Genomic DNA, 20,020 nt, shown 5'->3' with positions numbered 1-20,020 from the left:
GGCGGCCCCCGCCTAGGCTGGGCGCCATGACCAGCCATTTCGACGTCATCGTCCTGGGTGCGGGTCCGGGCGGCTACGTGGCCGCCATCCGCGCCGCCCAGCTCGGCCGGAAGGTCGCCGTCATCGAGGAGAAGTACTGGGGCGGCGTCTGCCTCAACGTCGGCTGCATCCCCTCGAAGGCGCTGCTGCGCAACGCCGAACTCGCCCACATCTTCCACGCGCAGGCCCAGACCTTCGGCATCTCGGGCGACGTGCACTTCGACTTCGGCGCCGCGTACGACCGCAGCCGCCAGGTGTCGGAGAAGCACGTCAAGGGCGTGCACTTCCTCATGAAGAAGAACGGCATCACCGAGTTCGACGGCCGCGGCTCGTTCACGGGCCCGAACGCGATCGACGTCGCGAAGGCCGACGGGACGGTCGAGCAGCTGACCTTCGACAACGCGATCATCGCGACCGGCTCGAGGGTGCGGCTGCTGCCGGGCGTCGAGCTCTCCGACAACGTCGTGACGTACGAGACGCAGATCCTCACGCGCGACCTGCCGCGCTCGATCGCGATCGTCGGCGCGGGCGCCATCGGCATGGAGTTCGCGTACGTGCTGCGCAACTACGGCGTCGAGGTCACGGTCGTCGAGTTCCTCGACCGGGCGCTGCCGAACGAGGACGCAGAGGTCTCGAAGGAGATCACGCGCCAGTACCGCAACCTCGGCGTCCCGATCCTCACCTCGACGAAGGTCGAGACCGTCACCGACCAGGGCAGCCAGGTCACCGTGACCTACACGGGCGCTGACGGCCAGCCCGGCTCGCTCGTCGTCGACAAGGTGCTCATGGCGGTCGGCTTCGCGCCGAACGTCGAGGGCTTCGGCCTCGACGCCACGGGTGTGCAGCTCACCGAGCGCGGCGCCATCGCGATCGACGAGCGCATGCGTACGAACGTGCCCCACATCTACGCGATCGGCGACGCGACCGCGAAGCTCATGCTCGCGCACGTCGCCGAGGCGCAGGGCGTCGTCGCGGCCGAGACCATCGCCGACGCCGAGACCATGGAGCTCGGCGATTACCGGATGATGCCCCGCGCGACGTTCTGCTCGCCGCAGGTCGCGTCGTTCGGCCTCACCGAGCAGCAGGCGCGCGACGAGGGCTACGACGTGGTCGTCGCGAAGTTCCCGTTCACCGCGAACGGCAAGGCGAACGGCCTCGGAGACCCCGTGGGCTTCGTCAAGCTCGTCGCCGACAAGGCCCACTACGAGCTGCTCGGCGGCCACCTCATCGGCCCCGACGCCTCCGAGCTCCTGCCCGAGCTCACGCTCGCCCAGAAGTGGGACCTCGGCGCGCTCGAGCTCGCCCGCAACGTGCACACGCACCCGACGCTGTCGGAGGCGCTGCAGGAGGCGTTCCACGGCCTCACGGGCCACATGATCAACATGTAAGTCCTCGGTGGTCGAGTAGGGCGCCTGCGCCCGTATCGAGGCCCGCGGAAGGAACGACCGATGAACCTCTTCATGATCATCCTCGGCGCCGTGCTCGCCGTGGCCGGCGCGATCTGGACGCTTCAGGGCATGGGCGTGCTCCCCGGCTCGGTCATGTCCGGCGTGACGATGTGGGCCGTCATCGGTCCGATCGTCGCGCTCGGCGGGCTCGCACTGCTCTGGGTGGGCCTCGCGCGGCGGCGCCGCTCGCGCTGAGCGACGCCGCCCGGGCGCAGCGCAACGGGGGCGGATGCCGGGCCCGTGGCCCGAGGCATCCGCCCCCGTCGTGCCGGCGACGAGGTCGTGGGCAGGCGGTCCCACCCCGTCGCAGTCGTGTCCGGCGGCCGTCCATCCACCCCATCCCGGGCGGCCGCCGGAGTCTCTAGTGGTGCACCGCCTTCTCCGCGCCGAGCCCGGTGAGCGAGCGCACCTCCATCTCGGACTGCTTGAGCGGGTCCTCGCGACGCTTGTCGAGCACGCTCACGATCCAGCCGAGGAAGAAGGCCAGCGGGATCGAGACGATGCCGGGGTTCGACAGCGGGAAGATCGCGAAGTCGATCGCCTCGGTCTTCAGCATCGACGTCTCGGAGCCCGACACGACCGGCGAGAACGCGATGAGCACGATCGCCGAGACCAGGCCGCCGTACATGCTCCACAGCGCGCCGCGGGTCGTGAAGCCCTTCCAGAAGAGCGAGTACACGATCGTCGGCAGGTTCGCCGAGGCGGCGACCGCGAACGCCAGCGCCACGAGGAACGCGATGTTCTGGCCGTTGGCGCCGATGCCGCCGATGATCGCGACGATGCCGATGATGACCACCGTGCGGCGGGCGACCTTGACCTCGGCGCCCGGCTCGGGCTTGCCCTTCTTCACGACCGACGCGTAGATGTCGTGCGCGAATGACGCGGCCGCGGTGATCGTGAGCCCGGCGACGACCGCGAGGATCGTCGCGAACGCGACCGCCGAGATGAGGCCGAGCAGCAGCGGCCCGCCGAGGGCGAAGGCGAGCAGCGGCGCCGCCGAGTTCGGGCCGCCCGGAGCCGCGGCGATGACCTCAGGGCCGACGAGCGCGGCAGCGCCGTAGCCGAGGACCAGCGTGAACACGTAGAAGATGCCGATGAGCCAGATCGCCCAGACGACCGACTTCCGGGCCTCCTTGGCCGTGGGCACCGTGTAGAAGCGCATGAGCACGTGCGGCAGGGCCGCGGTGCCCAGAACGAGCGCCAGGCCGAGCGAGACGAAGTCGATCTTCGCGATCTCCGAGACGCCGTACTTCAGGCCCGGGTCGAGGATCGCCGGGTTCTCCGTGACCTCGACCGCACGGTCGAGCAGGGCCGAGAAGTCGAAGCCGTTGAGCGCGAGCACCCACACGGTCATCACGCCGGCACCGGCGATGAGCAGCACGGCCTTGATGATCTGCACCCAGGTGGTGCCCTTCATGCCGCCGACGAGCACGTAGAGGATCATGAGCGCGCCCACGACGGTGATGACCACGGCCTGTCCGACCTGGTCGCCGATGCCGAGCAGGAGCGAGACGAGGCCGCCCGCGCCCGCCATCTGGGCGAGCAGGTAGAAGAAGCAGACGACGAGCGTCGTGGTCGCCGCGGCGATGCGCACGGGGCGCTGCTTCAGGCGGAACGAGAGCACGTCGGCCATCGTGAACTTGCCCGTGTTGCGGAGCAGCTCGGCGACGAGCAGGAGCGCGACCAGCCAGGCGACGAGGAAGCCGATCGAGTAGAGGAACCCGTCGTAGCCCGTCATGGCGATGGCGCCGACGATGCCGAGGAAGGACGCCGCCGACAGGTAGTCGCCCGCGATGGCCGAGCCGTTCTGGCCGCCCGTGAACGAGCGTCCGGCCGCGTAGTAGTCGGCCGCGGTCTTGTTGTTCCGGCTGGCGCGGAACACGATGACCATCGTGATCGCGACGAAGGCGCCGAAGATCGCGATGTTGAGCCAGGGCTCGCCGGGCGATGAGCTCGCCGCTTCGAATCGCAGCATCAGCGGTTCACCTCCTCGCCGGCCTCTTCGAAGAGGCCGGTCTCGATCTCGTCGCGGATCGCCTCGGCCTTGGGGTCGAGGCGCTTGTTCGCGAAGTGCACGTACCACATGGTCACGGCGAAGGTCGTGACGACCTGGGCGAGGCCGAGGATCATGGCCACGTTGATGCTGCCGAACACGCGCGTCGACATGAAGTCGACCGCGTACACGGCCAGCAGCACGTAGGCCAGGTACCAGGCCAGGCAGACCCCGAGCACGGGGAAGACGAAACTGCGGTGGGTCTTCCGGAGCTCCTGGAACTCCGGGGATTGCTGCACGGCGGGGTAGTCGACGTGACTCAGGTCGACGTCCGCACTCAGGGCTTCTTTGCCCATGGCGTCTCTCCTTCGAGGGGGTGCGGCCGGGGCAAGCCCGCGCCGCTGCGGTCGCAATGCGTCCATGCTGAACCTGCGGATGCCGCGCCGGGGGGCCCGACCGCTCGTCGTCGGTGAACGGCGCCGACCGTGCGACGAACGGCGCGGGGCGACGACGAACGACGGCTACAGTCACATGCATGCCCGAGTCGATGCTGCTCGCCGCCGCTGCCGGCGTCGTCGCGGGCGCGCTCGCGGTGGGCGTCGTCGTGCTGCTGCGGCGCCTCGCGGTGCAGTCGAAGGAGCTGGGCACCGATGCCGAGCGCGCGACCTACGAGACGCTGCACCTGGCGTCTCGAGCCGCGAAGCACCTGCGCGGCGACATGACCGAGGCGGATGCCGCGCGCGCAGCGCGGCACCTGAGGTCCATGCTCGGCGCCGACACGGTCGCGCTCGTGATGACGGGCGGGCCGGTCGCGGTCGACGGCGACGAGACGCTCGTCTCCGTCGCGGAGCGGCTCGCCGACGAGGCGGTCGGAACCGGCAGGCCCCAGGTCGAGCGGCGCGTGCCGACCCCGTCGGGCGATGCGGATGCCGCGGCCGCGCCGATCCTCGCCGACGGCGTCGCGGTGGGCGCGGTCGTCGCCTTCGCGGGGCGGGTCCGCGCCGGGCTCGTGCGGGCGACGGGCGAGGTCGCCGAGTGGGTCGCCGCGCAGGTGGAGCTCGGCGAGCTCGACGCGTCGCGCGCGGCGCTCGCGGAGCTCGAGGTGCGCGCGCTCCGCGCGCAGATCAGCCCGCACTTCATCTACAACTCGCTGAACGCGATCGCGTCGTTCATCAACACCGACCCGGCCAAGGCGCGCGAGCTCGTGCTCGAGTTCGCCGACTTCACGCGCTACTCGTTCCGCCGCCACGGCGACTTCACGACCGTCGCCGAGGAGCTGCGCTCGATCGACTCGTACCTGAAGCTCGAGCGGGCGCGCTTCGGCGACCGGCTCCGCGTGACGCTGCAGGTCGCGCCCGAGGTGCTCTCGACCGTGATCCCGTTCCTCTCGATCCAACCGCTCGTGGAGAACGCCGTGCGGCACGGGCTCGAGGCGAAGGAGGGCGGCGGGCGCATCACGATCATCGCGGAGGACCGCGGCGCGTTCGCCGAGATCACCGTCGAGGACGACGGCGTCGGCATCGACCCCGAGGTCGCCGCGCAGGTGCTCGCGGGCGGCACGCCGGGCGAGCACGTGGGCCTCCGCAACGTCGACGCGCGCCTGCGGCAGGTGTACGGCGACGAGCACGGGCTCGTCGTGGAGACGAACGTCGGTGCGGGCACGCTGGTGCGCATGAGCGTGCCGAAATCGCAGCCGGGCCGCTCCGCGGCATCCGTCGACGCCCGCTCGGGCCGCCCCGCCGAACCGGATGGGAGACTGGTGCCGTGATCTCGGTCCTCATCGCCGACGACGAGCAGCCCGCCGTGGACGAGCTCGCGTTCCTCCTCGGCCAGGACCCGCGGATCGGCACCATCCACCGCGCGACCTCGGGCGCCGAGGCCATCCGGATCCTCACGCGCGAGCCCGTCGACGCCGCCTTCCTCGACATCCACATGCCCGGCCTGTCGGGCTTCGACCTCGCCCGCGCGCTCCAGCGCTTCGAGCACAAGCCGGCGTTCGTCTTCGTCACCGCCGACGAGGAGGGCGCGCTCGAGGCGTTCGACCTCGCCGCGGTCGACTACCTGCTGAAGCCCGTGCGCACCGAGCGGCTGCACCGGTCGGTCACGCGCGTGGTCGAGTCGATGGGCCAGGGTCAGGCGACGGATGCCGCGGCCGCGCGCCCCGAGATGATCGCCGTGACCCTCGGCGGCACGACCCGCATGATCCGCCGCGACGACGTGCGCTACGTGCAGGCGCAGGGCGACTACGCGCGGCTGCACACCGACGAGGCGAGCTACCTCGTGCGCGTGCCGATGTCCGACCTCGAGCGGCAGTGGGCGGAGGCCGGCTTCGTGCGCGTGCACCGGTCGTACCTCGTGGCGCTCCCGCACGTGACGCGGGTCCGGCTCGGCGGCGACCGGCCGACGATCGTCGTCGGGCAGGCCGAGCTGCCGGTCAGCCGTCGGCTGCTGCCCGGCCTTCGCGAACGACTCGAGGCGGCGACGCCGCGGGCGCGGCCGTGAGCGACGAACCGCGCGACGCCGACGGTGGTCGAGTAGGACGCGAAGCACCCGTATCGAGACCACCCTCCGCCGACGACTCCACACCGCAGGCCCCACCGCCCCGCGTCCGCGTCACCGCGCCGCGCAACTCGCACGCCGCGACATCCGACCGCCGCCCCGCCGCGCGCACGCGCGGACCCGGCACCGACACCGGGCCGACCGACATCCAGTCGGTCTACGTGCGCTCGCTGATCCGGTCGCAGTTGCGCCTCGCGCTGATCTGCGCGGGCGGGTTCGTGCTCGCGACGATCGTCTTCGTCGGCGTCGTCGTGCTGGCTCCCGCGCTCGACGACGCGTTCGTCGCGGGCGTGCCCGTCTCGTGGCTGCTCCTCGGCTTCGGGGTGTACCCGCTCGCGATCAGCGTCGCGGCGCTCTACGTGCGCGCGGCGTCGCGCAACGAGGCCCGCTACCGCTCGCTCGCGGAGGACGCGTGAGCCCCGCGATCGGGTACGCGGCGATCGTCGCCGTGGCCCTCGTGTCGGTGCTCATCGGGTTCTACGGGCTGCGCATCTCGCGCACGACGAGCGACTTCTACGTCGCGAGTCGCACCGTGCGGCCGTGGTGGAACGCGTCCGCCATCGGCGGCGAGTACCTCTCGGCGGCGTCGTTCCTCGGCATCGCGGGGCTGATCCTGCTGACCGGCTCGGGCGGCATGTGGTTCCCGATCGGCTACACCGCCGGATACCTCATGCTGCTGCTCTTCGTCGCCGCGCCGCTGCGCCGCTCGGGCGCCTACACGATCCCCGACTTCACCGAGGCGCGGCTCGAGTCGCTCGCGGTGCGGCGCGTCACGAGCGTCCTCGTCGTCGTCATCGGATGGCTCTACATCGTGCCGCAGCTGCAGGGCGCCGCGCTGACCGTGCGGATCACCACGGGGCTGCCGAGCTGGGTCGGCTCGGTCGCCGTCGCGGCCCTCGTCGCGATCGTCGTCGCAGCGGGCGGCATGCGCTCGATCACGTTCGTGCAGGCGTTCCAGTTCTGGCTGAAGCTCGCGGCGATCGCGGTGCCCGTCATCGCGCTGCTCATCGTCACCGGCGCGGTCGAGCCCGAGCTCGCGCCCGCACAGGCGTTCCCGGCGTCCGACGGCCCCGGCGCGCTCGATGCCTATCGGACCGTGTCGCTCATGGTCGCGCTGCTCCTCGGCACGCTCGGCCTCCCCCACGTGCTCGTGCGGTTCTACACGAACCCCGACGGCCCCGCCGCCCGTCGCACGACCGTCATCGTGCTCGTGCTGCTGTCGGTGTTCTACGCGTTCCCGACCCTGTTCGGGCTGCTCGGCCGCGCCTTCGCGCCCGACCTCGCGACGCCCGGAGATGCGGACGCACTCGTCCTCGTGCTGCCCGACCGCCTGCTGCCCGGCGTCTGGGGCGACCTGCTCACCGCGCTCGTCATCGGCGGCGCGTTCGCCGCGTTCCTCTCGACGTCGTCGGGCCTCGTCGTCTCCGTCGCGGGCGTCATCTCGCAGGACCTCCTCGGCGGCAGCGTCCGCGGCTTCCGCATCGCCGCGTTCGCCTCGACGGCCGTGCCGCTCGTCGTCGCGTTCGCGACCGAACCCGCAGGGCTCGCGGGCAGCGTCGGACTCGTCTTCGCGTTCACGGCGTCGACGCTCTGTCCGGTGCTCATCCTCGGCATCTGGTGGCGCGGGCTCACCGCGCGGGGCGCCATCGCGGGCATGGCCACCGGCGCGACGCTCTCGGGGGCGGCGATCCTCGGCGGCGCCCTCCTGACGGCGGCGGCGCCCGCCATCCGCCCGCTCATCGAGCAACCTGCCGCCTGGACGGTGCCGATCGCGGTGCTCGTGACCGTGCTCGTCTCGCGCGCCGACCGGCGACGGATGCCGCGGGGCACCGACGCGTTCCTCGCGCGGCTGCACCTGCCTGAGCGCGACCGCGGCTGAGCGCCGTGCGCGCCGGAATGCGGCCCGGCGTGCGGTCGTCCCACCGAGAGAGGGCCGTCGACGAGAGGTCTGAGCGGATCTCCGCGAGCCACCCCGCGGAACGGGCGATCAGCCACCGGGATCCGGCAGAAAGGGCCGCACGACGATCACCCATCGGGATCCGGGAGAAAAGGAGAACGGGACCACCTTTCCCCCACGTTTCACGAGGACACCCCCTCAGCGAGACGGGGTGCGGTGCTCCCGTCACGACGCGTCGGTGTCCTGGAGGAGCAGGCCGGCACTACCCGCGCAACGGCCCTGCGTGTCCTCCGTTAGCGTTCGCGCGGCGATCCTGCCAGCGTGACCGGCCTGTCGCCCCACGCCGCGAGCCGCGCCTCGAGGCCGGCCCGCACGGCGGGCCACTCGTCGACGACGATCGCGTACACCGCGGTGTCGCGCCACGTGCCGTCGGGGCGGCGCATCGCGCGGCGGTGGACGCCCTCGAAGCTCGCGCCGAGCTTCGCGATCGCGGCGCGCGAGCGCGCGTTGACGGCATCCGCCTGGAGCTTCACGCGACCGAAGCCGTGGTCGAACGCGAGGCCGAGCATGAGCAGCTTCACCTCGGGGTTGACGGCCGTGCCCCACACGCGCGGGTCGAAGCCGGTCCAGCCGATGTGGGCCGACTCGTTCGGCAGGTCGAGGTCGCCGAGCTTGGTGGCGCCGACGAGCGCGCCGTCGTCGGGGCCGCCGCGCAGCCGAACCGCGAACGGGATCGCATCGGACGCCGGGGTGTAGGAGACGCGGGCGAACACCTCGAACGCCGCATCGTCGGAAGGGAGTCCGGACGGTCCGCCGCCGAACCCGCCGGCGAAGACCTCAGGCCGCCCGATCGCCTCGCGCAGCGAGGGGAAGTCGTCCTCGCCGAGCGGCGTCAGCGCGACGTTGCGACCTTCGAGCGTGTGGACGAGCGGGCGACGAGCGGGCATCCGGCAAGTCTGGCACGCGCGACGGCGACGCCCGGCCTGTGAATCGGCCGCGACCCGTGCGGCTCGGCCTTCCGAGCCGCCGCGGCACGTACGTACGATTCCCGGGACACCGTTGTCGAGGGAAGGGGACACCCATGGGAGCGATGGACGACCTCGCGAAGAACGCGCAGGAGTTCGTGGAGCAGAACAAGGACAAGATCGACGAGGCGCTGAACAGCGAGCAGGCGGAGGACGTCAGCGACACGGTCCTCGACGCCGTCGCCGACGCCGTGAAGAAGGTCCTGCCCGACGAGCACGACGGCGTGGTCGACGACGCCCGCGCGAACATCGACAAGTCGATCGGCACCGAGCCGTAGGCGGCACGAGCGACGCGCGTCCCGCATCGAGACGAAGCGAGGGGCGGATGCCACGTGGCATCCGCCCCTCGTCGTCGCTGCAGGCCGGTACGGGCGCGCGGCCGCTAGTCGAGCAGGTCGTGCAGCTGCACGATCTCGTCGCGGCCGGGGCCGACGCCGATGGCGGAGAACCGCGCGCCCGACATCGCCTCGAGCTCGCGCACGTAGCTCTGCGCGTTCGGCGGCAGGTCGTCGAAGGACCGCGCGCCCGAGATGTCCTCGGTCCAGCCCGGGAACTCCTCGTAGACGGGCTTGGCGTGGTGGAAGTCGGACTGCGACACCGGGACCTCCTCCATGATCACGCCGTCGACGTCGTAGGCCACGGCGACCGGGATGCGGTCGATGCCGGTGAGCACGTCGAGCTTCGTCAGCACGAAGTCGGTGACGCCGTTGACGCGTGCGGTGTACCGCGCGATGGGCGCGTCGTACCATCCGGTGCGCCGGCGGCGGCCCGTGGTGGTGCCGAACTCGTGGCCCTTGTCGGCCAGGAACTCGCCCCACTCGTCGAACAGCTCGGTCGGGAACGGACCCGAACCGACGCGCGTCGTGTACGCCTTCACGATGCCGATGACGCGATCGATGCGGTTCGGCGCGATGCCCGAGCCCGTGACCGCGCCGCCCGAGGTCGCGTTCGACGACGTGACGAACGGGTACGTGCCGTGGTCGACGTCGAGCATCGTGGCCTGGCCGCCCTCGAAGAGCACCGTCTCGCCGGCCTCGAGCGCGCGGTGCAGCAGCAGCGACGTGTCGGTGACCATCGGGCGGAGCCGCTCGACGTAGCCGAGCAGGTCGTCGACGATCTCGTCGACCTCGATCGCGCGCCGGTTGTAGACCTTCAGCAGCAGGTGGTTCTTCTGGTCGAGGGCGCCCTCGACCTTCTGCCGCAGGATGTTCTCGTCGAAGAGGTCCTGCATGCGGATGCCGACCCGGTTGATCTTGTCCGCGTACGCCGGGCCGATGCCGCGGCCGGTGGTGCCGATCTGGCGCTTGCCGAGGAAGCGCTCGGTGACCTTGTCGAGCGTGCGGTGGTACTGCGTGATCACGTGCGCGTTCGCCGAGATCTTCAGCTGCGACGTGTCGACGCCGCGCGACTCGAGCCCTTCGATCTCCTCGAAGAGCACCTCGATGTCGACGACCACGCCGTTCGCGATCACCGGCGTGACGCCGGGCGTGAGGATGCCGGAGGGCAGCAGGTGCAGGGCGTACTTCTCCTCGCCGACGACGACGGTGTGCCCCGCGTTGTTGCCGCCGTTGAACTTCACGACGTAGTCGAGGCGCGAGGAGAGCAGGTCGGTCGCCTTGCCCTTGCCCTCATCGCCCCACTGTGCTCCGATCAGCACGACTGCGGGCATGTCAGTCCTCTCCTGCCGCGTCGGCGGCGTCGGGTTCGGCGAGGGGTTCGCCGGTGCGGGCCTCGGTGCCGACGGCCGGGGCGAAGAGCCCGGCTGCGGCCCCGACGACGGTGATGACCTGGGTGGGCGTGAACTCCGATGCGATGCGGGCGGGCGCCTCGGCGTCGGCGCCCTCGAGGTCGGATGCCGCGCGCGCAGCACGCTCGTCGAGCCCGAGCCGCGCTGCGGCACGACGTTCGGCGTCGAGCGCGCGCAGGTAGGCCCGGTTCGACTCCTCCGACCAGGGCACGGGCTCGCCAGGGCGCCATCCGGATGCCTCGAGCGAACCGCGTGCGAGGTCGACGGCGACGACGGCGTAGGCGAACGCGTCGAGCGCGCGCCCCTCGGAGTCGGCGAGGTCGGCGAGTTCGGCCCAGGCGAGGGGCGATGACGGGTGGTGGGCGACGACCCCGGCGACCGACCCACGGTCGGCTTCGCTCAGCGCCCGCCTGACCTCGGGTTCGTCGGCGAGCACCGCCTCGGCCTCCGGTGGGGTCTGTTCCTGAGTCACACTCAACCGTAACCCATGGGGTTCCGGCGGCCCGGGAGGGCGCCGTCGGCATCAGGGCAGCTCGTGCCGCCATCCGCTCGTGACGACCGGCTGCACCCCGGCGAGCGCCGGGCCGAGCCCGAGGTCGACGAGCACGATGCGCCCGACCAGTTCCACCGCGGGTCCGAACAGCAGTCCGGCCTTCACCGCACCCATCGTCACGGTCAGGTCTGCGGGCAGCACCGTCGGGTCGGGCACGCTCCCGTCGTCGGGCGAGATCCCGCTCGGCAGGTCGACCGCGACGACGAGCGGATGCCGCGTGCCGCGACCCGCACGCGCGACCCACTCCGGCCCGAGCACCGCGCGCACGCGCGCCACGACCTCGCGCGCCGTCCCCCGCAGCGCGGGGCTCGCGGCCGCCCCGATGCCGAGAATGCCGTCGATCAGCACGTCGGCCGCGCGGACCACCTCGTCGAACTCGATCGGGTCGTCGCCGAGCCCGGGGTCGAGGTCGCGAGCGCCCGCCGCGTGGGCCGCATCCGCCCCGGCCTCGTGGAGGCGCGAGCCGACCGCGACGATCCGCACGTCGGCGCCGCGCGCGGCGAGGTGCGCGCCGGCGAACAGCGCGTCGCCGCCGTTGTCGCCCGACCCGGCCATGACGACCACGAGCGGCGGCGGCGCCGCATCCGTCGTCTCGTCAGGCGCCCGAGTGTTGCCGGTTTCGCCGAATGATGCCGGTCTCGCGGTATCACTCGGCGCGAGCGGCATCACTCGGCGCCGCGGGACGGCCTCGGCCAGCAGCCGCGACACCTCGTCGGCGAGCGCCTCGGCCGCGCGTTGCATGAGCGGTTCCCCCGCCGCGAGCAGCGGGCGCTCGGCGGCGCGGACCTGCTCGGCCGTGTAGCCGTCGCGCGGCGACGGCCCGGCGGCTCGTGGATCAGAGGCGCTCACGTGCCGAGCCTACGCCGAGGCATCCGCCCCGCCAGGCGCACGTTTCTCAGGACCTGCCGACCCGCACGTCACCGTTCTCAGGAGGACACGCCGACGGATTCGGCGACGCGCCCGAAACATCCTGAGAACGGCATGGAACGCGACACGCGAGAGGGGCCGGGCCCGGACGGGCCCGACCCCTCAGGATCGATCGCTCAGTGCGTCACTGGACGACGTTGAAGGCGTTGACGTTGCCGGCTCCGTAGAAGCCGTTGCGCTCGCCGCCCGTGCAGGTCGCGGGGTAGCCCGGGCGCGGCTCGTAGACGCCCTCCGGGCACTCCAGCGCGGTCGCCGTGCGCTCGAGGAACGACGCGAGCTGGCCGACCTTCATGTCGGGGTGCGCCGAGATCGCGAGCGCCGCGACGCCGGCCGCGTGCGGCCCGGCCATCGAGGTGCCCTGCGACCAGCCCCAGCCGCCCGGGACGGTCGAGAGCACGGCGTCGGTGATGGTCGACGACGCGCCGCCGGTACGGAAGCGCGTGTCGCCGCCCGGAGCCGTGACGTCGACGACGCCCTGGCCGTAGGAGGAGTAGTAGCTCTTCTGCTCGGTCGGGCCGACGGCCGAGACCGTCACGACGCCGGGCGCCTCGGCGGGCAGGTCACGGCACGCGCCGTTGACCTCGCGCTCCTCGACCGGGCCGCTGCCGTCGTTCGGGCTGCCCGAGTCGATGAACTTGTGCTGCAGGTCGACGTTGCTGTTGCCGGCCGACGCCACGGTGAGCGTGCCCTTCGACTGCGAGTAGCTCAGCGCGCGCTGCACGGCCTGCCAGACCGGGCGCTGGCGCGGGTCGTTCACGCAGTTGAACTCCCACGGGTCGATGTAATAGCTGTTGTTCGTGATCGGCATGCCGTGGTCGGCGGCCCACAGGTAGGCGCAGATCGCGGCCTCGGGGTAGATGAAGCCCTCGTCGCTCACGACCTTGACCGAGGCGACCTTCACGCCGGGCGCGACGCCCGCGATGCCCACGCCGTTGATCGCCGCGGCGATCGTGCCGGCCACGTGCGTGCCGTGCGACGAGGTCGTGTTCTTCCATGCGGCCGGGTCGGTGTCGACGACGCCGCCGAGGCACGAGGCGCTCTGGTCGAACGCGACCTGCGACGCGAGGTCGGGGTGCGTGTAGTCGATGCCCGAGTCGAGCACGCCCACGACGACCGACGGGTCGCCGGTCGTGACGGCGTGCGCCTCGGGCACGTCGATCTGCTCCATGTCCCACTGGTTGGCCCAGAGGGGCTCCGCCGTGGGGTCGCCGGTCGCCTCGACCGCGGCCGAGTCGACCGTCTCGAGGATCTCGTCCTCGATGAGCGTCGTGCCGAGCCCGTCGGTCGACGCGACGGACTGCACGCCCCCGCCGACGACCGCGGTCTCGAACGCGGTGCTCGTCGACGTCGCGACGAGCACGCCGATCTGGTCGTAGCTGGCGACGACGGTGCCGCCGGCGGCCGCGACGCGCTTGGCCGCGGCCTTCGTGTTCGCGCCCTGCGGCGCGAGCACGAGGTAGGTGCTCTCCGGGCCGACCGCGGCGGCGGGGGCGACGGCTGCCGTCCCGACCAGGCCTACGGCCAGGGCGACGGCGGTTGCCGCGCCGATCACCTTGTGGTTCCTCATCCTGTCTCCGTTCGATGTGCGTGGAGTGGTGCACCGACGGCAGCATGGACCGTCGGACCGGCGTGTCCAGTGGATGCGACGAACGGCGGCGACGGTGTAGGGCCGCGCAGCCGGCCCGGCGAGCCTATCGGCGACCCCCGTCCGGGGGATAGCCCTTGCCCGATCGGCGCGTCGGCTGCACGTCGTCGCGCGCGCACGCGCGCAAGTAGGCTTGTCGGCATGTCGAAAGTCCTCTCGAGCCTTCCCGTCGGCGAGCGCGTCGGCATCGCCTTCTCCGGGGGTCTCGACACCTCCGTGGCGGTCGCCTGGATGCGCGAGAAGGGCGCTGTGCCCTGCACGTACACGGCCGACCTCGGCCAGCCCGACGAGCCCGATGTCGAGGCCGTGCCCGGCCGCGCCCTCGAGTACGGCGCCGAGATCAGCCGGCTGGTCGACGTGAAGACCGCGCTCGTCGAGGAGGGCCTCGTCGCCCTGCAGTGCGGCGCGTTCCACATCCGCTCGGGCGGGAAGACCTACTTCAACACGACGCCGCTCGGCCGCGCGGTCACGGGCACGATGCTCGTGCGCGCGATGATGGAGGACGGCGTCGACATCTGGGGCGACGGCTCGACCTACAAGGGCAACGACATCGAGCGGTTCTACCGCTACGGCCTCATGGCCAACCCGCGCCTGCGCATCTACAAGCCGTGGCTCGACAGCGCCTTCGTCACCGAGCTCGGCGGTCGCACCGAGATGAGCGAGTGGATGCAGGCGCGCGACCTGCCCTACCGCGCCTCGGTCGAGAAGGCGTACTCGACCGACGCGAACATCTGGGGCGCGACGCACGAGGCCAAGAAGCTCGAGGACCTCGACGCGGGCGTCACGATCGTCGAGCCGATCATGGGCGTGCGCTTCTGGGACGAGTCGGTCGCGATCCCCGCCGAGGACGTCTCGGTCCGCTACGACCAGGGCCGCCCGGTCGCCCTCAACGGCGTCGAGTTCGACGACCCGGTCGAGCTCGTGCTCGAGGCGAACCGCATCGGCGGCCGCCACGGTCTCGGCATGAGCGACCAGATCGAGAACCGCATCATCGAGGCGAAGTCGCGCGGCATCTACGAGGCGCCGGGCATGGCGCTGCTGCACATCACGTACGAGCGGCTGCTCAACGCGGTGCACAACGAGGACACGGTCGCGAACTACCACAACGAGGGCCGCCGTCTCGGGCGCCTCATGTACGAGGGCCGCTGGCTCGACCCCCAGTCGCTCATGCTCCGCGAGTCCATCCAGCGCTGGGTCGGCTCGGCCGTGACCGGCGAGGTCACGCTTCGCCTGCGCCGCGGCGACGACTACACGATCCTGAACACCGAGGGCCCGGCGCTCAGCTACCACCCCGACAAGCTCTCGATGGAGCGCGTCGGCGACCAGGCGTTCGGGCCGGAGGACCGCATCGGCCAGCTCACCATGCGCAACCTCGACATCGCCGACTCGCGGGCGCGCCTCGAGCAGTACGCCGCACTCGGCATCGTCGGCGGTGCGACCGCCCAGCTCGTCGGCGAGATCGCCGCGGGGCGGGCGGCCGAGATCCTCGAGGGCGAGGCCGAGACCGCGCTCGATGCGGCGACGGATGCCGCGAACGAGGCGGCCGCGTTCGACCTCGGCACCGACTGACGACGGGCGTACGTTTCTCAGGAGTTCTCCGGCGTGTCGCCGCAGGCGACGGCGTGTCGTCCTGAGAAGCGTCGGATCCGGCGCGTGGTTCCTGAGAAAAGAACCACCGCGGTCGTCGGGCGAGGCGCTCGCACCAATACGATCACCTCAGGACTCGTGGACTGGGGGCGATCGTATGGGTGCTGTCGAGGTGACGCCGTGAGCGGCGGCGAGTGGGCGGCGGTCGTCGGGGGTCTCGTGATCCTCGTCGACCTCGCGATCCGCATCACCGCGCTCATCATCATCCCGCGCGACCGCAAGCCGACGGCCGCGATGGCGTGGCTGCTCGCCATCTTCCTCATCCCGTTCGTCGGGATCCTGCTCTACCTGCTGATCGGCAACATCAGACTGCCCAAGCAGCGGATGGCGCGACAGGACGAGGCCGACCGGATGATCGCCGAGCGCACCGCCGGCGTCGACCTCGTGGCCGACCACGCGACGTGGCCCGCGTGGTTCGACTCCACCGTCGAGCAGAACACCCGACTCACGGGCCTGCCGGCGACCTCGGGCAACCGCGCGACCCTGATCGACGACTACCAGGGCTCGATCGACGCGATGGCGGCCGACATCGCGACCGCGACCCGGTTCGTCCACGTCGAGTTCTTCATCGTCGCGCTCGACGACACCACGCGCGGCTTCTTCGCGGCGATGGAGGACGCCGTCCGCCGCGGCGTCCGCGTCCGGCTGCTGATGGACCACATCGCCTCGTCGAAGGTCCCGCTGCACAAGGCCACGGTCGCGGAGCTCGATCGCATCGGCGTCGAGTGGCACTACCTGCTGCCCGTCCGCCCGTTCAAGGGCGAGTGGCAGCGGCCCGACCTCCGCAACCACCGCAAGATCGTCGTCGTCGACGGCGTCGTCGGGCACATGGGCTCGCAGAACCTCATCGACCGCAGCTACGACTCGCCGAAGAACCTGAAGCGAGGCCTCAAGTGGCAGGAGCTCGTCGCCAGGGTCACGGGCCCCGCCGTCGCCGAGCTCAACGCGGTCTTCCGCTCCGACTGGTACGCCGAGACGGGCGAGGTGCTCGGCGAGGACGCCAACGTGCCCGCGACCGACCTGCCGATCGACACCTCGGCCGAGGCGCTCGACTGCCAGGTCGTGCCGAGCGGCCCGGCGTTCGAGAGCGAGAACAACTTGCGGCAGTTCCTCACCCTGGTGAACTCGGCGCAGGAGCGGGTGATCATCACGAGCCCCTACTTCGTGCCCGACGAGGCGATGGTCTACGCGATCACGTCGGCGAAGCTGCGGGGGCTCGACGTGCAGCTGTTCGTGTCGGAGATCGGCGACCAGGGCGGCGTGTGGCACGCCCAGCGTTCGTACTACCGCGCGCTGCTCACGGCCGGAGTGCGGATCTGGCTCTACCCGGGCCCGTTCATCCTGCACGCCAAGCACCTGTCGATCGACGACGACGTCGCGGTGATCGGCTCGAGCAACATGGACATCCGGTCGTTCGCGCTGAACTTCGAGGTCACGATGCTCGTGCGCGGCGCCTCGTTCGTGGCCGACATGCGCGCGGTCGAGGCGAAGTACCGTGAGCTCGGCCGCGAGCTGACGCTCGAGGAGTGGAACCGGGAACCCGCGTCGGCCACGTTCCTCGACGGCATCGCGCGGCTCACCTCGGCACTGCAGTAGCGACGAGGGCGACGGATGCCGCTACGCCGGCGTCTGCTGGTGCGCGGCCACGTGCCACGCGCCGTCGTCGTAGAGGTAGGTCGTCGACATCCGCAGGTCGGCGACGTCGTCGCCGCGGCGCGCCACCGCACGGTACGCGAGGATCCCGGCCCGGTCGCCGAGTCGGACGATCGCCGGCTCGTGGATCTCGTACGCATCCCACGGGGGCGCGGCGCGGAAGGCCGCGATCACGTCGTCGCGGCCGAGCACGGCCCCCTCGACGATCATGACGGCGTCGCGGGTCATCGCGCGGGCGTAGTGCTCGCCTCCGTGGCCGTCGAGGATGGCGCGCCATCCGGCGTGCTCCTCGTGCAGGAGCCGGGCGGGCAGATCGTCGGTGATCTCGGTCATGCGGACACGCTACGCCTACATCCAGTTGCGGCGCTTGAAGATCACGTAGAGCACGACCGCGAACGCCGCCATGCCGGCCAGGGTCAGCGGGTACCCGAGCGGTTGGTCGAGCTCGGGCATGAACCGGAAGTTCATGCCGTAGATCGAGGCGATGAGCGTCGGCGCGAAGATGATCGCCGCCCAGCTGGAGATCTTCTTCACCTCCTCGCTCTGCCGGAGGCTCGTCTCGGTGAGCCGCTGCATCTCGTCGTTCTGCCGTTGGGTGACGAGCGTCGAGTGCACGGCGAGCGCGTTCTGCAGGAGCTGTCGGAACGACTCGCCGCGGTCGACGATCCGGAGCACGTGGTCGTCGGCGTCGCGCAGGTAGCGCTGCAGCTCGAGGTCGACGCCGTACTTCTCGAATCCGCGCTCGAGCGCTTCGAGGATCCCGACGATGGGCTTCGTGGCGCGCTGGAAGTCCATGACCTCCGAGGCGAGGTCGTAGATGCGGCGCGTCACCGCGGGATCGCCGTCGAAGAGCTGCTGCTCGATCTCGTCGATGTCGTTCTCGAGGCCCGACACGACCGGGCCGTACTCGTCGACGACCTCGTCGATCACCGCGTAGAGGACTGCCTCGGGACCTCGGGCGAGCAGTTCGGGCGCGCCCTCCAGGCGCCGGCGCACCCGGGCGAGGTCGGGCGACTCGGCATGGCGGATGGTGATGGCGAAGCCCGGCCCGACGAAGACGTGCAGCTCGCCGAACTCGACCTCCTCGGCCTCGTCGAGGTACCGGGCCGGTTTCAGGACGGCGAAGAGCGTCTGCCCGTAGCGCTCGAGCTTCGGGCGCTGATGCCCCTTCCGCGCGTCCTCGACGGCCAGGTGATGCAGCTCGAACTCGGCGGCCACGGCGTCGAGCTCGGCGTCGGTCGGCCGGTACAGCCCGATCCAGGCGAATCCGCCGCCGTGGCGCTCCCGGGTCTCGAACGTCTCCTCGAGCGACGCGGGCGTCGCGACGCGGCGCCCGTCGCGGTACACGGCGTTGTCGATGATCGGCACGGGACCAGTGTCATCCCGTCGTCGCGTGAGGCCGCGGCGACACGCACGCGGGGCGGCACCGATACCGGCGCCGCCCGCAGGCCCGGCCGCGGGTTCTGCGCGGCGGTCGCCGTACTCGTCAGTGAGTGACGGCCCAGCGGCTGGCCTCGGGCGTCGCGCGCGAGCGCACCAGCACGCCGGGTTCGAGCCCGAGCCGCGCCTCGGCCGTGCGGAAGGCGATCCGGTCGGCCTCCGCCTCGTCGATGAGGCCGAGCGCGTGGTGCTGCACGGCGACGCCGTCGATCAGCGCGGTGAGCGTGCGGGCGTCGGCCTCGGGGTCGGCGCTCGTGCCGTCGCCCGCGTCGACGATGCGTCGGATGATGCCCGCGAGGCGGGCATCGGACTCCCGGTGGTGGCGCGTGAGCGACGCGTGCAGCTCAGGGTTGCGCGGCGCCTCGCTCCAGGCGTCGATCCAGACGAAGTAGTGGTCGCGAGGCGTGGTCGAGAGCCAGTCGGCGAGCGCGGGGATGGGCTCGAGTCGCGTCGCGAGCTCCTCGTCCTCCTTCGCCTCTTCGAGCACGGCCGCGTCGAACGCGGCGGCGACGAGCTGCTCGCGCGTAGCGAAGTAGTGACGGATCAGGCCGTGGACGACGCCCACCTCTGCCGCGACGTCGCGGAGCGTGACACGCGCGAAGCCGTCGCGGGCGACGAGGCGCAGGGTCGCGGCGATGATCTGCTCGCGGCGCTCGGCGGGGTCGAGTCGGGTGGCCATCCTCCGATGGTAGGGCGCTCTTGTCCGCGCGGCCAACCGATCCGCGTCAGTGCCGGGCGTGCCGCCGCGCCCACTCGTGCATGACGATCGCCGCCGCGGCGCTCGCGTTGATCGAGCGGGTCGACCCGTACTGCGTGATCTCGACCACCCGATCGGCGGCCGCGAGCGCCTCGTCGCTGAGCCCGGGTCCCTCCTGTCCGAAGAGCAGCACGCAGCGCTCGGGCAGCTCGACGAGGTCGACCGGCTCGGAGCCCTCGACGTTGTCGACCGCGACGACCGGCAGCCCCTCGGCCGCCGCCCACGCGGTGAAGTCGGCCACGTCCGGGTGGTGCATGAGGTGCTGGTACCGGTCGGTGACCATGGCGCCGCGCCGGTTCCACCGGCGTCGACCGATGATGTGCACGGTCTCGGCGGCGAAGGCGTTCGCCGTGCGCACGATCGAGCCGATGTTGAGGTCGTGCTGCCAGTTCTCGATCGCGACGTGGAACGGATGGCGCCGGGTGTCGAGGTCGGCCACGATCGCGTCGAGCGACCAGTAGCGGTAGCGGTCGACGACGTTCCGTCGGTCGCCGTGCTCGAGCAGGTCGGGGTCGTAGCGCGGGTCGTCGGGCCAGGCCGCGCGACCGCCCGGCCACGGGCCGACGCCGTGCAGCGGGAGTTGGGGCTCGTCGTGGGCGTCGGCACCGGCGTGCGACGCGGCACCGACAGGCGGCTCCACTCCCGCGATATCCGCTCGGTCATCGGTCACGCGACCACGGTAGTCGCCGC

At 71.6% G+C, this 20,020-nt stretch carries 20 protein-coding genes; 9 read left to right on the top strand and 11 right to left on the bottom strand.

Translation table 11 applies throughout. From position 1 onward, the window contains the following. Positions 1 to 26 precede the first annotated feature (26 nt). Positions 27 to 1,427, top strand: a complete 1,401-nt coding sequence (lpdA, locus tag GJ743_RS07035) for a dihydrolipoyl dehydrogenase (protein WP_155051198.1) — start codon at positions 27 to 29, stop codon at positions 1,425 to 1,427. A gap of 60 nt (positions 1,428 to 1,487) precedes the next feature. After that, a complete protein-coding gene (locus GJ743_RS07030) occupies positions 1,488 to 1,682 on the top strand; it encodes a hypothetical protein (protein ID WP_155051197.1) in 195 nt (64 codons plus the stop codon). A 166-nt stretch (positions 1,683 to 1,848) separates the two neighbouring features. On the opposite strand, the gene GJ743_RS07025 is transcribed toward GJ743_RS07030, so the two are convergent. Then, the gene (locus tag GJ743_RS07025) at positions 1,849 to 3,462 is read right to left on the bottom strand and encodes a solute symporter family protein (RefSeq protein ID WP_155051196.1); all 1,614 of its coding nucleotides are present in this window, start codon (positions 3,460 to 3,462) and stop codon (positions 1,849 to 1,851) included. Further along, complete coding sequence (locus tag GJ743_RS07020; protein ID WP_155051195.1) at positions 3,462 to 3,836, bottom strand: DUF485 domain-containing protein; 375 nt, start codon at positions 3,834 to 3,836, stop codon at positions 3,462 to 3,464. Before GJ743_RS07020 ends, GJ743_RS07025 begins: the two co-directional genes overlap by 1 nt. 179 nt (positions 3,837 to 4,015) lie before the next feature. On the opposite strand from GJ743_RS07020, the gene GJ743_RS07015 reads away from it, so the two are divergent. From GJ743_RS07015 to GJ743_RS07005, 4 genes are read left to right on the top strand one after another with little or no spacing between them, the layout of a single operon-like run. After that, on the top strand, positions 4,016 to 5,248 hold the full coding sequence (locus tag GJ743_RS07015) for a sensor histidine kinase (RefSeq protein ID WP_155051194.1): 1,233 nt from the start codon (positions 4,016 to 4,018) through the stop codon (positions 5,246 to 5,248). After that, positions 5,245 to 5,982, top strand: a complete 738-nt coding sequence (locus GJ743_RS07010; protein WP_328288889.1) for a LytR/AlgR family response regulator transcription factor — start codon at positions 5,245 to 5,247, stop codon at positions 5,980 to 5,982. The genes GJ743_RS07015 and GJ743_RS07010 overlap by 4 nt, the downstream gene beginning before the upstream one ends. Then, entirely contained in the window at positions 5,979 to 6,455 is a 477-nt protein-coding gene (locus GJ743_RS19235; RefSeq protein WP_196216944.1) for a DUF485 domain-containing protein, read from the top strand. The genes GJ743_RS07010 and GJ743_RS19235 overlap by 4 nt, the downstream gene beginning before the upstream one ends. Then, positions 6,452 to 7,918, top strand: coding sequence for a sodium/solute symporter (locus GJ743_RS07005; protein ID WP_166548709.1), 1,467 nt, complete (start codon positions 6,452 to 6,454; stop codon positions 7,916 to 7,918). Before GJ743_RS19235 ends, GJ743_RS07005 begins: the two co-directional genes overlap by 4 nt. A 311-nt stretch (positions 7,919 to 8,229) precedes the next feature. On the opposite strand, the gene GJ743_RS07000 is transcribed toward GJ743_RS07005, so the two are convergent. Beyond that, positions 8,230 to 8,883, bottom strand: coding sequence for a GNAT family N-acetyltransferase (locus tag GJ743_RS07000; protein ID WP_155051192.1), 654 nt, complete (start codon positions 8,881 to 8,883; stop codon positions 8,230 to 8,232). A gap of 134 nt (positions 8,884 to 9,017) precedes the next feature. On the opposite strand from GJ743_RS07000, the gene GJ743_RS06995 reads away from it, so the two are divergent. Further along, entirely contained in the window at positions 9,018 to 9,239 is a 222-nt protein-coding gene (locus GJ743_RS06995; RefSeq protein WP_155051191.1) for a hypothetical protein, read from the top strand. A 104-nt stretch (positions 9,240 to 9,343) separates the two neighbouring features. On the opposite strand, the gene GJ743_RS06990 is transcribed toward GJ743_RS06995, so the two are convergent. The 4 genes from GJ743_RS06990 to GJ743_RS06975 all read right to left on the bottom strand — a co-directional run bounded on the left by GJ743_RS06990 (position 9,344) and on the right by GJ743_RS06975 (position 13,755). Next, a complete protein-coding gene (locus GJ743_RS06990) occupies positions 9,344 to 10,630 on the bottom strand; it encodes an adenylosuccinate synthase (protein ID WP_155051190.1) in 1,287 nt (428 codons plus the stop codon). Between the two features lies 1 nt (position 10,631). Continuing rightward, on the bottom strand, positions 10,632 to 11,180 hold the full coding sequence (locus tag GJ743_RS06985) for a DUF3151 family protein (RefSeq protein ID WP_196216943.1): 549 nt from the start codon (positions 11,178 to 11,180) through the stop codon (positions 10,632 to 10,634). Between the two features lie 51 nt (positions 11,181 to 11,231). Continuing rightward, complete coding sequence (locus GJ743_RS06980; RefSeq protein ID WP_328288888.1) at positions 11,232 to 12,110, bottom strand: NAD(P)H-hydrate epimerase; 879 nt, start codon at positions 12,108 to 12,110, stop codon at positions 11,232 to 11,234. A gap of 202 nt (positions 12,111 to 12,312) precedes the next feature. Next, positions 12,313 to 13,755, bottom strand: a complete 1,443-nt coding sequence (locus GJ743_RS06975) for a S8 family peptidase (RefSeq protein ID WP_155051188.1) — start codon at positions 13,753 to 13,755, stop codon at positions 12,313 to 12,315. A gap of 219 nt (positions 13,756 to 13,974) precedes the next feature. Here GJ743_RS06975 and argG point away from each other — a divergent pair, with 219 nt between their 5' ends. Then, complete coding sequence (argG, locus tag GJ743_RS06970; RefSeq protein WP_155051187.1) at positions 13,975 to 15,402, top strand: argininosuccinate synthase; 1,428 nt, start codon at positions 13,975 to 13,977, stop codon at positions 15,400 to 15,402. 198 nt (positions 15,403 to 15,600) lie between these two features. Further along, positions 15,601 to 17,076: a cardiolipin synthase gene (cls, locus tag GJ743_RS06965; protein ID WP_328288887.1), complete on the top strand. Its 1,476-nt coding sequence runs from the start codon at positions 15,601 to 15,603 to the stop codon at positions 17,074 to 17,076. A 21-nt stretch (positions 17,077 to 17,097) separates the two neighbouring features. Here the strand turns inward: cls and GJ743_RS06960 are convergent, their stop codons facing one another. The 4 genes from GJ743_RS06960 to GJ743_RS06945 form a co-directional block, all read right to left on the bottom strand. Next, entirely contained in the window at positions 17,098 to 17,466 is a 369-nt protein-coding gene (locus tag GJ743_RS06960) for a nuclear transport factor 2 family protein (protein ID WP_155051186.1), read from the bottom strand. A gap of 15 nt (positions 17,467 to 17,481) precedes the next feature. Further along, positions 17,482 to 18,501, bottom strand: a complete 1,020-nt coding sequence (locus GJ743_RS06955; protein WP_328288886.1) for a magnesium and cobalt transport protein CorA — start codon at positions 18,499 to 18,501, stop codon at positions 17,482 to 17,484. A 118-nt stretch (positions 18,502 to 18,619) separates the two neighbouring features. Then, positions 18,620 to 19,252 carry a TetR/AcrR family transcriptional regulator gene (locus GJ743_RS06950; protein ID WP_155051185.1) on the bottom strand — a complete coding sequence of 211 codons (633 nt, stop codon included), beginning with the start codon at positions 19,250 to 19,252 and terminating at the stop codon, positions 18,620 to 18,622. Between the two features lie 46 nt (positions 19,253 to 19,298). Then, on the bottom strand, positions 19,299 to 19,970 hold the full coding sequence (locus GJ743_RS06945) for a TrmH family RNA methyltransferase (protein ID WP_376862069.1): 672 nt from the start codon (positions 19,968 to 19,970) through the stop codon (positions 19,299 to 19,301). Positions 19,971 to 20,020 lie beyond the last annotated feature (50 nt).

This window comes from Agromyces bracchium, from assembly GCF_009709675.1.
GTDB lineage: Bacteria > Actinomycetota > Actinomycetes > Actinomycetales > Microbacteriaceae > Agromyces > Agromyces bracchium.
Note: the sequence above shows the minus strand (reverse complement) of the source record. Positions and strands in the feature narration are given on the sequence as shown.